General features: G+C 35.5%; 9 protein-coding genes. 4 read left to right on the top strand and 5 right to left on the bottom strand.

Translation table 11 applies throughout. The features are described 5' to 3' along the window. Positions 1 to 357: 357 nt before the first annotated feature. The 3 genes from mmsB to chvE form a co-directional block, all read right to left on the bottom strand. The gene (gene mmsB / locus ACIG3F_RS09810; RefSeq protein ID WP_171459115.1) at positions 358 to 1,572 is read right to left on the bottom strand and encodes a multiple monosaccharide ABC transporter permease; all 1,215 of its coding nucleotides are present in this window, start codon (positions 1,570 to 1,572) and stop codon (positions 358 to 360) included. Then, on the bottom strand, positions 1,556 to 3,103 hold the full coding sequence (gene mmsA / locus ACIG3F_RS09805) for a multiple monosaccharide ABC transporter ATP-binding protein (RefSeq protein WP_396469943.1): 1,548 nt from the start codon (positions 3,101 to 3,103) through the stop codon (positions 1,556 to 1,558). The genes mmsB and mmsA overlap by 17 nt, the downstream gene beginning before the upstream one ends. 98 nt (positions 3,104 to 3,201) lie before the next feature. Further along, the gene (chvE, locus tag ACIG3F_RS09800) at positions 3,202 to 4,266 is read right to left on the bottom strand and encodes a multiple monosaccharide ABC transporter substrate-binding protein (RefSeq protein ID WP_396469941.1); all 1,065 of its coding nucleotides are present in this window, start codon (positions 4,264 to 4,266) and stop codon (positions 3,202 to 3,204) included. 610 nt (positions 4,267 to 4,876) lie between these two features. On the opposite strand from chvE, the gene iolG reads away from it, so the two are divergent. From iolG to ACIG3F_RS09780, 4 genes are all read left to right on the top strand, one after another. Next, positions 4,877 to 5,902, top strand: coding sequence for an inositol 2-dehydrogenase (gene iolG / locus ACIG3F_RS09795; protein WP_396469940.1), 1,026 nt, complete (start codon positions 4,877 to 4,879; stop codon positions 5,900 to 5,902). A 113-nt stretch (positions 5,903 to 6,015) separates the two neighbouring features. Beyond that, complete coding sequence (locus tag ACIG3F_RS09790) at positions 6,016 to 7,287, top strand: MFS transporter (protein WP_396469939.1); 1,272 nt, start codon at positions 6,016 to 6,018, stop codon at positions 7,285 to 7,287. 31 nt (positions 7,288 to 7,318) lie between these two features. Continuing rightward, positions 7,319 to 8,182 carry a sugar phosphate isomerase/epimerase family protein gene (locus ACIG3F_RS09785; RefSeq protein WP_396469938.1) on the top strand — a complete coding sequence of 288 codons (864 nt, stop codon included), beginning with the start codon at positions 7,319 to 7,321 and terminating at the stop codon, positions 8,180 to 8,182. Positions 8,183 to 8,447: 265 nt separating this feature from the next. Then, positions 8,448 to 9,638, top strand: coding sequence for an MFS transporter (locus ACIG3F_RS09780; RefSeq protein ID WP_396469937.1), 1,191 nt, complete (start codon positions 8,448 to 8,450; stop codon positions 9,636 to 9,638). Positions 9,639 to 9,747: 109 nt separating this feature from the next. Here ACIG3F_RS09780 and ACIG3F_RS09775 read toward each other — a convergent pair whose 3' ends face one another. Together ACIG3F_RS09775 and ACIG3F_RS09770 are read right to left on the bottom strand one after the other, a co-directional pair. Then, on the bottom strand, positions 9,748 to 10,821 hold the full coding sequence (locus ACIG3F_RS09775) for a Gfo/Idh/MocA family protein (RefSeq protein ID WP_396469936.1): 1,074 nt from the start codon (positions 10,819 to 10,821) through the stop codon (positions 9,748 to 9,750). A gap of 180 nt (positions 10,822 to 11,001) precedes the next feature. Beyond that, on the bottom strand, positions 11,002 to 11,919 hold the full coding sequence (locus ACIG3F_RS09770) for a LysR family transcriptional regulator (protein ID WP_396469935.1): 918 nt from the start codon (positions 11,917 to 11,919) through the stop codon (positions 11,002 to 11,004). Between the last annotated feature and the right edge of the window lie 110 nt (positions 11,920 to 12,029).

Genomic DNA, 12,029 nt, shown 5'->3' with positions numbered 1-12,029 from the left:
AATACCAACGAACAGCCCAAAGAATGATTTCACCTTGAAAGTGCCGACCGTGGAAGGGATTCATCTGCTGTATCTCGAAATAAATAAGATATTTAACTTATCATGTCAGCCTATTTGCAACAGTGCCACTTTGTGTGCTTACAGCTCTGCCATAAAAATAAGCCAATGATCAAAATTAGTGAAGCATTGGCTTAAACAGGATTCGGGTTAAAATAAGGAATAAATTTTCTAGATCACTAGGAGCCGTCCACAAAATTTATGGGTATCCAGATTCAATTTAAATTATTCCAAACTTATATATCTATAAGTATCGTACTATGCCTCTGAAGTGGTAAAACCACATCAAAAGCTATTAACTTATGCCTTATTTTTGGTGTATACATCGATAAGAACGGCTCCGAGAAGTACCAATCCTTTAATTACTTGTTGGTAATCAACGCCAATCCCCATGATCGACATACCGTTATTCATGACACCCATAATAAAAGCCCCAATCACAACAGCAAAAACTTTTCCAACGCCACCAGATGCAGATGCGCCACCAATGAAACAGGCAGCTATCACATCTAATTCAAAACCGTAGCCACCAGATGGAGTCGCACTGTTTAAACGAGCTGCAAAAATTAGGCCTGCGAATGCAGCTAGAATCCCCATATTTACAAATGCAAAGAAAATTACACGTTCAGTTTTGATACCAGATAGCTTAGCTGCTTTTGCATTCCCACCAACCGCATAAATGCGACGTCCAATAGTAGTTCGGTTCATAATGAAAGTATAAAATGCAACCAATATTCCCATAATAATCAATACAATAGGCATGCCTTGATACAAAGCCAATAAGTAAGAAAATGCGATGATAGCTACACTTAATGCTAAGTTCTTCAGCACAAAAAGAACTTTTGACGTACTCTCAATACCATGTAATGCTGCTTGTTTACGTTGACGGAATTCAATCACAAAAAAAGTTATGCTAACTACAATTCCGAGTAAAAGTGATGTGACATGAAAACCTTCAATACCAAAAAAGTCAGGAATAAAACCAGAACTAAAAGCATTAAATCCATCTTCAAATGGACCAACTGATTGACCATCTAGAGCAATTAATGTCAAACCGCGAAAAACCAACATCCCTGCTAAAGTGACAATAAATGAAGGTACTTTCCAATATGCAACCCAATAGCCTTGAATGGCACCGATCACCGCACCAGCCAGAAGACAAATAAACATTGCTGGTACAAAAGGCATTTCATGTGTAACCATTAGGCTAGCTGCCAAAGCCCCCGTCAAACCGACTACAGATCCAACTGAGAGATCAATTTGTCCACTTACAATGACCATGAGCATGCCAAGAGCCATAATGACGATATAACTATTCTGCAAGATTAAATTTGTTAGGTTTAATGGTTGTAACAAAACATTATTGGTCGCAAATTGGAAAAATATCACAATAATAATCAATGCACATAGCAAGCCATATTCTTTTAAGCCATTTGCTATAAAATTTGTGTTTAGTCCTTTATTATTTTTTCCATTCATTTTGTTGGTAATTGCTGCGCTATTGATATTGTTCATTTTCTTTCTCTCCATTCTTCATAATAGATCGCATAATGGCTTCTTGATTTGCATCTTTTGCCAGAAACTCACCAACAATCTTTCCTTCATTCATGACATAAATCCGATCACACATACCCAATAGCTCAGGCATCTCAGAGGAAATCATGACAATACATTTACCCTCTTGGGCTACTTGATCAATAATTGTATAAATTTCATACTTTGCCCCTACATCAACTCCTCGTGTAGGCTCATCGAGAATTAGGACATCTGGTGCTGTGAATAACCATTTACTAATCACGACCTTTTGCTGATTTCCGCCTGACAAGTTACCCGTATGTTGTTCTACATCAGCACTTCTAATTCGCAGCTTGCTTCGAAATTCATTTGCAGTATTTGTTTCTCGATGGTCATTTACTACTAGATGCTTTGAAATACCTGAAAGGTTGGCTAAAGAAGTATTTTTTTTAATACTTTCTTCGAGTAATAGCCCGTACCCTTTTCTGTCTTCCGTTACATAGGCCAAGCCGTTGTCAATAGCTTTTCTGACATTAGATACATCAATTACTTTGTCATGAATTGAAACTGTGCCACGAATATTCTTACCGTAAGATTTGCCGAAGATACTCATTGCAAGCTCTGTACGTCCAGAACCCATAAGGCCAGCAATTCCGACAATTTCACCTTTACGTACGTTGATACTGATTCCTTTAATGACTTCACGTGAAGCATGGTTGGGATGATCAACACGCCAATCTTTGACTTCAAATAGAACGTTGCCAATATTTGGTGATCGTTTCGGATAACGATCTTCCATGTCACGACCGACCATTGCTTTAATGATACGGTCTTCGCTTACATCTTCTTCTCGACAATTTAGATAATCTACAGAGGAGCCGTCACGTATGATCGTAATGCTATCCGCTACTCTAGAAATTTCATTTAGCTTATGTGAAATAATGATCGATGTAACACCTTGGGCCTTCAGTTCTAATAAAAGGTTTAATAATCGATCACTATCATTGTCATTTAAACTGGCTGTGGGTTCGTCCAAAATTAGCAGCTTAACTTCTTTCGATAATGCTTTTGCAATTTCAACTAATTGTTGTTTTCCAATTCCGAGGTCACTAATTAAAGTATCAGGAGAATCAGATAAACCTACTTTATTCAGTACTTGCTTAGTTTTTTGATAGGAGCTATTCCAGTTAATAATGCCTATTTTGGATTGCTCATTACCTAAAAAAATATTCTCAGTGATAGATAACATAGGGACAAGAGCAAGCTCTTGATGAATAATGATAATTCCTTTTTCTTCACTGTCGCCAATATCAGAAAATTTCTGTTCTTCACCCTGATATAAGATCTGACCATCATAAGAACCATGAGGGTAAACCCCACTCAACACTTTCATTAATGTAGATTTACCAGCACCATTTTCACCACAAATAGCGTGAATTTCTCCTGTTTTGACAACCAGGTCGACATGACTCAATGCCTGAACATGTCCAAAACACTTCTTGATGCCACGCATTTCAAGTATTGTTTTCATACAGCAGTCCTCTGTTGATCAGTGATTACTGACCAACACTTATCTGTTTTAATCGCCTTAACCTGTGTAAATTTTTATTTAAGTTTTTGAAAAATAAATCATTTAAATTGATTGGCTTTATAGTAACCAGATTTCACGAGAACTACATTCCAGTTATTTTTATCTACTAATTGAGGCTTAACTAAGTAGGTGGGTACAACTTTAGAACCATTGTTATAGGATTTTGTATTGTTTACAGGAACAGTCTGACCTTTAATAATTGCATCAACCATATTTGCGGCAGCTTTAGACAGTAAACGAGTATCTTTAAATACGGTTGAGGTTTGATCACCTTTCATTATTGCTTTTATATTTGCTGGTTGAGCATCCTGACCAGTAATGACAGGCATTGGTTGATTATTACGACCATAACCGACACCTTTAAGAGAAGAGATAATACCTGTTGCTAGATTATCATTGGGTGCCAAAACAGCATGTAGACGGGAACCACCATAAAAGGCACTTAATAAATTATCCATGCGGGCTTGTGCTGTTGCACCTTCCCAACGTAAGGTCGCAACTTTAGCAAGATTAGTTTGTTTGCTACGAACAATAAGTTTGCCTTTTGAGATATAAGGATTCAAAATAGACATTGCGCCTGCATTAAACATGTGGGCATTATTGTCATCTAAAGAGCCTGCAAAAAGTTCAATATTAAATGGACCTTTACCTGCATTTAGTCCAAGTTTGTTAACAATAGAAGTTCCTTGTAGTACACCCACCTGGTAATTATCAAATGTGGCATAGTAATCCACATCTTTTGTTTTCATAATTAGTTTGTCATATGAAATTACTTTAATACCTTTCTTTTTTGCTTTGCTTAATACATTTGAAACAGTCGCGCCATCAACAGGGGCAACAACAAGAACTTTTGCACCAGCAGTAATCATGTTCTCAATTTGAGAAATTTGCGTTGGTACATCAAGGGTTGAGTATTGCAAATCAGTCTTATAACCTTTGGCTTTCAAATTGCTGACAATATTTTTTCCATCCATAATCCAGCGTGCTTCTGTTTTATTGGGTAAGGCAATTCCAATTAATTCACCAGCAGCATAAGTAGAATTTGCAAATGCTGCTAAGGCAATCGTGGCTACAGAAGTGGTAATAGTTTTATACATTTTCATTGTAAGTTTCCTTTTGCTTTAAGCATAATTAACATCCGCAGATAGTTTTGAAGTCCATTCAAAAACCTGCATGACTGCTTCGAAAATTGATCGTCACAAGAGCCTAATAGGATCTTATAAGGAGTTTGATATTCATAAATTGAATGCCATAGCTCACCTAGACAAAACTCTATGTACATTTAGTCCAATACAGTGATTGACCATTTATTTAATGAGCTAGTCGACCTAGCACTTTCTTATTTAGAGCTTTTAAAAAAGCTCTTATACAATTTCTCCCTAAATTTTTTACGACGCTCCTGTCGTATTTGTCTATTAATCAATATCATTTCCAATGATCATTGAGTGAAGTCGTTATTAATTGTCTTGGAGTATAGAAGCGTCAAAATGGGAAAAAAATGTCAAAAATTGAAAATGTCTTTTGCAATATAAGGAAAAATAAAGGGGTTTTAATTTATTTATAAAAATGATAAGGCAGCAAGGTTGGTTAATTTCAAAAATGAAAAAGTGTTTTTAGAAATAGTTATTTTTTTTCAAAATCAGCTTGTATAACCTAGGAATCATCAAGAATAAGTAGTTTTTGAAGTTATCGTTATTAAAAGGAAGTATCTGTATGTTAAAAGTAGCAATTCTAGGTGCGGGACGCATCGCTCAAATCCATTCTAAAAGTGCATTTTTAAATACACAATGTGAACTTAAATTAATCGCTGATCCATGGAAAGAGGGCGTTGATAAACTAGCTTCAGAATTAAATTGTGAATCATGCTACGACTATTACGAAGCAATTGATCGTGACGATATCGATGCTATTGTGATTGCAACAGCTACGGATTTACACGTTGATTTAATGATGCATGCTGTGAAAAATAAAAAGCCTGTTTTATGCGAAAAGCCAATCGATTTAGATTTTCAACGTTCAATTGATGCTGTAGAAAAAATTCAACAAAATGGTGGTCAAGTCATGTTGGCGTTTAACCGACGTTTTGATGAAGATACTATTGCATTGAAAGCAGCCCTAGAAAATAATGAAATTGGAAGTGTTCGACAAGTAATCATTACAAGTCGTGATCCTGGTATGCAGCCTGTGGAATATATGAAAACTTCAGGCGGTATCTTTAAAGATATGACAATTCATGACTTTGATACAGCGCGCTTTATTTTAGGTGAAGAGCCGGTTGAAATATTTGCCACAGCAAGTCGTTTGGTAGATGAAGAATTAGTTACTATTAATGATTATGATACCTGCAGTATTACTTTGAAAACGGCATCTGGTAAGCAATGCATCATTAATAACTGCCGTGAAGCGGTTTATGGATATGATCAGCGTATTGAAGTACTTGGTTCTCTAGGCTTATTAAAAACGCAAAATCATCGTCCTTCAACGCTGAAAAAATATGCTAAAGACTTTACTGGCTCCCAGCAGCCATTATTGAACTTCTTTTTAGAACGTTATACCAGTTCATATAGAAATGAGTTTGATGCATTCATCTCTAGTTTAGTATCCCAACAAGCGTTCCCAACAAGCTTATTTGACGGCTTACAAGCGCTCTATCTTGCGGTTTGTGCTATGGAATCAGTAGAAAGTGGCAAAGCTATTGCTATTAATCCAGAAGGTCCAGCAAAAAGCCTAGCTGCATAAATTATCTATACTTATCTCAAAGAAGAGATACTTCAAATTATTTAATAGCTTAAGCAGTGTGTTCAATTACATGCTGCTTAGGAGACTATTATTCGAATATAAGGAAACTAGCAATGGATGCGAGTTTAAGTAATATTGCAGAGGCGCCTGTTAAAAGAAAGGCAATCTCCTTAAAAGCAGCATTGATTTTAGTCATTGTTTTTAATTTTATGTGGGCTTTTTCTCATACTTTACTAGATGTGCTGAATAAACATTTTCAGGATAAGTTTCACATTTCACATGGTGAGTCAGCTTTCATACAAACTGCTTATTTAAGTGCTTACTTTATATCTGCAATTCCTGTTGGCATACTCATGAAACGATATGGTTATAAAAATTCCATTATTGTTGGTTTGCTTCTCTTTGCTATAGGCTGTATGGGCTTTGTTCCAGCTACTCAGGTAGGAACATTTTCTGCTTTTTTAATAGTCATCTTTATTCTTGCATCAGGCTTAGCTTGCTTAGAAATTGTATGTAATTTATATGCAACTAAACTCGGTGACCCTAAGGATGCAACACGTCGTTTAACTCTAGCTCAGGCCTTTGGTGGTATGGGGGGGATGTTTGGTCCCTTAGTCGGTGGAGCAGTCTTTTTTATCCCAGCAGGTACAATAGCAGGATTTTATGTAGAACCTGCAACTTTAACCTATGCAGCTCTTTCTATCCTTGTTTTATGTGTTGTTGGATATATGATTGTGATCAAACTGCCTGAAAGTAATCGGCACGATCAAAATGCTATCCAAGTAAATCCTGACGATACTGTCTTCGAAAATATCCCACTTCATAAGAATAAAAATGTCCGTAAAGCAATGTTGTCACAGTTTTGCTATAACGGTGCACACTTTAGTATAGGTGCCTTCTTTATCAACTTTGTGATTGAGCATTGGCAAGGTATCACTCCAAGTAAGGGAGCCTATTTTTTATCGATCGCAATGTTCTGCTATATGGTTGGCCGCTTTTTAGGTATCTTCATTATGAAATATGTTGATCCAAGAAAACTGCAAATCTTTAATAGTGCTGTCTGTGTTTTAGCTTGTTTATTCGTGATGCTAGGTTATCAATATCTTTCGGTGATTGTATTGATTTGTATGTTCTTATTCAAATCAACACTATACCCAACAATTTTCTCAATGGGTGTACGAGGTTTAGGGAAAAAATCTCAAATGGCTGCATCTCTAATGGTCACTATGTTTGTTGGTGGTGCAATTTTACCTCTTGTCATGGGTTATCTCTCAGATTTAACGAGTATTTCCACAGCATTTATTATCCCTGTAATTTGTTATTCAATAATTTGCTGGTGTGCAATTACTCAAGATCTTACTGGATATAAATTTTCGAAAGCATAATTTTCGTAATACAAATTAAAGGAAATATTTTATGAACAAACCAGACTTATTAGCAGCTTATTGGACCTTAGCTGGAAACGTATACCCAGGTGCTCCAACAGAAATTAGTCCATTTACCTTACAGCAGCGAGTTGAAGCAGCTTCAAAAGCAGGGTGGAAGGGGATTGGTCTTGTGTTGAGTGACCTTCAAGCAACACTAGAACAAAATAGTTTAGCCACTATCCGTCAGCTATTTAAAGATAATGATATTAAATATTTCGAGTTGGAAATTTTGTTAGATTGGTATTTAACTGGTGAAGACCGTAAAGTATCTGATTATGAACGATCAAAAATGATTGAACTCGGTGCAGAACTTGGAATGTGTAATTTAAAAATTGGTGCTAAGCCATTTGAAAACTCACCGAATAGTCTGGAAAACATGGCTGAGGAGTTTTCAAAGCTATGTAAAGAAGTTGCTCAAGTGAATGCGAATGTTGCATTAGAAATTATGCCATTCTCAAGATTGGCTACTTTAGAAGATGGCTTGAAAGTAGTCGATACTGGAGATTCAAACGGTGGTTTATGTTTGGATATTTGGCATTTAGCACGTGGAAATATTGATTTTGAGAAAATTAGTATGGTGCCTGCCCATTTGATTAAATCTGTTGAATTAAATGATGCAGCTGAAGAAATCCAAGGTGATTTATTCAATGATTCGACACATCATCGTAAGTTGTGTGGTCAAGGTTCGTATGATATTCCATTATTCTTAAATGAGATTAAAAAAGCAGGTTTTAACCAACCCTATTATGGTGTTGAATTAATTTCACAGGAACAACGTATTCTTACGCTCGATCAAATGGCTAAAAATGCTTATGAAACAACAATTAGTGCATTTAATTCTGTAGTAGCTTAATAGGTCTTACTCCCCCAATAGTAATGATTAAGCTATTGGGTGGGTAAAAAAAAATTTTAAATCGACTCTATTATGATTATAAAATATTTAATCAAATCTCGATGGATTTAAATATTAGCTATTACATTTCTAAAAACATGACATTAGTCTATAAACAATCCAGGCTTCTATCTGTAACGAGCTGATAGTTGGTATAGGATTAACTATTGGCTTTTCTAACTCTTTTTATCCTATAAACTATAATTCAATTTTATTATTTCCTGTTATGACATCTCATCCTCCCTTATCTCATTCTTATTCACTTTTTACTGTTATCTTGGCTCTAGCAATTGGTGGATTTTGTATTGGCACAACTGAATTTGTGGCAATGGGTCTGATTCAGGAAATTGCTAAAGATCTACAAGTGTCTATTCCGGATGCTGGTTATTTTATCAGTGCTTATGCCTTGGGAGTCGTAATTGGGGCACCAATTATTGCGATTACATGTGCCCAGATTCCTCGCAAAAAACTGCTACTAGTGCTGATGTTATTCTACGGAATTGCTAATACTTTAACAGCTTTAGCAGATACTCCTGAAACTGTATTATTATCCCGATTTATTGCAGGACTTCCTCATGGAGCCTATTTTGGTATTGGAGCTTTAGTTGCTGCTGAACTTGCTAATCCTAATCGGCGTTCCACAGCTATAGCATTAATGATGATGGGGCTTACCATAGCTACAGTCATTGGTGTTCCTTTAGCGACATGGATTGGACAACAATTTGGTTGGCGTTCCGGTTTTATATTCTCCGCCCTTATAGCTTTTTTAACCTTAATAGCAATTATAGCTTTTGTACCCCATATCCCTGTTCATAAAACAGCGAGTATAAAAAATGAATTAGCAGGACTTAAAAATATAAATATCTGGTTAACACTAGCAGTAGGCGCGATTGGCTTTGGTGGTATGTTTTCAGTCTATAGTTATATTTCTCCAATTCTAACTGAATACACTCAAACTGATATTATCGTTGTACCTTTCGCTCTTGCTATATGGGGAATCGGGATGGTAATAGGAGGACTCTTAGCTGGGCATTTTGCTGATAAGAATCTCAATAAAACTATTGTGGGAGTTCTAATCAGTTCAGCAATAACTTTCTTACTTGTTAGTTTTATGATGGATAATATCTTTACAGCGTTCATAGGCTTATTTTTGATCGGTATGACTGTAATTGGCCTAGCAAGCACACTTCAAATACGTTTAATGGAAGTTGCTGGTAATGCCCAAAGTTTAGCGGCATCCCTCAATCATTCTGCTTTTAATTTAGCCAATGCTTTAGGTGCTTATTTGGGGGGGTGGGTATTAACTCAAAATATGGGATGGCTTGCACCTATTCAAATCGGTTCTGCTCTAAGTTTAAGTGGATTATTAATTTTTATTATTGCTTTATTAATTGAGAAAAATAGTCGAAAAAATTAATTTTTTTATATTATGGATTTCATTATATTTAAATCGTTAGAAAATAAATTTTTCATCAGTGAAATAAAAAAGCAGCTATAAATAGCTGCTTTTCTAACATATATTTATTTTAAAGAAATACTTCAATACCATTTTTTCCAGCAGAATCAAATAATGCTGCAAGTAAAATTGAAATATTATGGGCCTGAGTCGCAGGAACTTGGGAAGGCTTTTTATTTAAATATGAATCTAGAAAAGCATTTAATTCACGGTCAAAATAAATTGGGTTTCCAATTTCTGCAATATCTGGAGAATATTCAGTTTTCTTGGTTGCCCAAATTTCAGGGAAGCTAGTTTCATGCCATTCTGTCCAACCTTGTGTCGTACCTTCCACATTACCCGTTTGGTAGAGTTTATAAGATGAAGGTAATGAACGTGAAGACATGATGCCTTCTGTACCATAAGCTGTCATATCCCAGCTTTCTGTCCATGGAAGAACATCCCAAGACATGAAGTCAACGACGACAATTTTATCATCATAATTAAGAATGGCACCTGCAGCATCTTCACGCGATTCTTCACCTTTAAAATCTTTAAATTTGGTGATGCGGGCATTAACAGATTTAGGCATACCAAAATGATGTAGAACTCGGTCAAATAAATGACAACCAATTACAAAGAAAGCACCACCAAGATCACCTGGTTGTCTCATATGTGCAGTTTCTGCTTCATTATGAGAGCAACCTGCATGAGCACGAATTTGTAAAACTTTACCAATTTTACCTTGCTGAATAACATCATGCATTACATTGATTGAAGGGGCGAAACGCCAACAGTAGCCAACCTGAACAAATCCATTATATTCATTAACAGCATCAACGATGCGCTGTGTATCTGCTACACCTCGACCAGCTGGTTTTTCAACTAATACAGCTTTTCCTGCTTGTAAAGCTGCAATAGTTAGATCAGCCATTTCGTAGCTTTTTGAATGAACCAGTACGATATCGATATCTGGATTACTTAAAATATCTTCCTTTGTTCTTACTTCAATATTTAGTGCATCGCAGAAGGGCTTTAGAAGTTCACTTTGGTCTGCTGCACCATAAATTTCAATATCTTGACGGCGTTGAAGTGCTTTTACTCGTCCTGATGTGTGCGGATGTGTAATTCCTAACAACGCAACTTTTAATTTATCTTTTTGCACAATAAAACTCCTGTAAAGAATTTTCCAATTTTGAATACAAGCAAGTTATCTTTTTCTAATATGTGTATAAAGAACTTTTAAGGAAATGATTATTTCAAAATTGAAATAATCATTCATGAATATTCTCTCTAGAACAATTTTAAGGAAAGGATGACTTATTTATTGGGATAATCCAATTTATTAAATAGAATTCCAATAGCGTTCGTATTCTTTATTTTTGAAATCTTCAATTAAGAAATCTATAAATAATCTATTTTTTATCGGCATAAATTGTCTGCTTTGAAAAGCAATGTTGATAGTAAGTTCAGGAAGTTTCCAGTCGGTTAATATTGGAATCAATCTTCCTTCCACGATGTCTTGATAAATAATGTATAGCGGTTGAATAAGAATTCCAGCACCATTCAATGCAGCAGATCTTACGATTTGACCATCATTTGTTTCCATAATCGGATTTAAAGCAAAATTTTTAATTTCATTGTTTTTAGTGAAACTTAATATCCGTGGATTGTTTGCATGGCTATAAAGTAAAATATCGTGCTCTTGGAGTTCTTCAATCGTGTTCGGTTTTCCTTTTCGCTTTATGTAATCATACGAGGCAGCTAAAATTCGATGTGTAGTGACAAGTTTTCTAATGGTTAGATTTGAATCTGGTTCGAATTCACGTGTTCTAATCGCAATATCAATATTGCTATCAATGATGTCTTGATAGCGATTTGCACCAATTAAGTTTATTTTTATTTTAGGGTAAAGTTTATTAAATTTAGGAATCAAAGGGGTAATGTGCATAATCGCAAAAGAAATTGAAGAGGTGATTGTAACGGTTCCTTCTGGTTCAACCGCAGCAGAACTAATCGAAGATTCCGCTTGATCAATTTCAGAAAGTAAATCTTTACACTTCTTATAATATTCGATTCCAATCGTTGTTAATGATAATCGACGAGTAGTACGTTCAATCAATCTTACATTGAGTCTGTTTTCTAATGAAGTAATGTGCCTTGTTGCTGCTGCATTAGATATTTCTAATTTTTCTGCTGCTTTATTAAGTGTTCCAAGCTCTGCAACAGCAACGAATAACTCCATGCTCGTTAATCTGTCCATACAATCCCTTCCTATTATTTCCTAAATGAAATAAAGATTTTCTTAACCAATATTTTATTTCAATAATTAACAGCTTAGCATGAGATTTATAGGAGTTAGATTCATTTTAT

Source organism: Acinetobacter sp. NPDC052428 (assembly GCF_044547685.1).
GTDB classification, from domain to species: Bacteria; Pseudomonadota; Gammaproteobacteria; order Pseudomonadales; family Moraxellaceae; genus Acinetobacter; species Acinetobacter lwoffii_G.
The sequence above is the reverse complement of the archived record's forward strand: the minus strand, read 5'-3'. Positions and strand labels throughout refer to the sequence as shown.

Excerpts from the sequence above, each read along its gene's own strand:
- mmsB (WP_171459115.1), bottom strand. The coding sequence starts at position 1,572 with ATGAACAATATCAATAGCGCAGCAATTACCAACAAAATGAATGGAAAA.
- mmsA (WP_396469943.1), bottom strand. The coding sequence starts at position 3,103 with ATGAAAACAATACTTGAAATGCGTGGCATCAAGAAGTGTTTTGGACAT.
- chvE (WP_396469941.1), bottom strand. The coding sequence starts at position 4,266 with ATGAAAATGTATAAAACTATTACCACTTCTGTAGCCACGATTGCCTTA.
- iolG (WP_396469940.1), top strand. The coding sequence starts at position 4,877 with ATGTTAAAAGTAGCAATTCTAGGTGCGGGACGCATCGCTCAAATCCAT.
- ACIG3F_RS09790 (WP_396469939.1), top strand. The coding sequence starts at position 6,016 with ATGGATGCGAGTTTAAGTAATATTGCAGAGGCGCCTGTTAAAAGAAAG.
- ACIG3F_RS09785 (WP_396469938.1), top strand. The coding sequence starts at position 7,319 with ATGAACAAACCAGACTTATTAGCAGCTTATTGGACCTTAGCTGGAAAC.
- ACIG3F_RS09780 (WP_396469937.1), top strand. The coding sequence starts at position 8,448 with ATGACATCTCATCCTCCCTTATCTCATTCTTATTCACTTTTTACTGTT.
- ACIG3F_RS09770 (WP_396469935.1), bottom strand. The coding sequence starts at position 11,919 with ATGGACAGATTAACGAGCATGGAGTTATTCGTTGCTGTTGCAGAGCTT.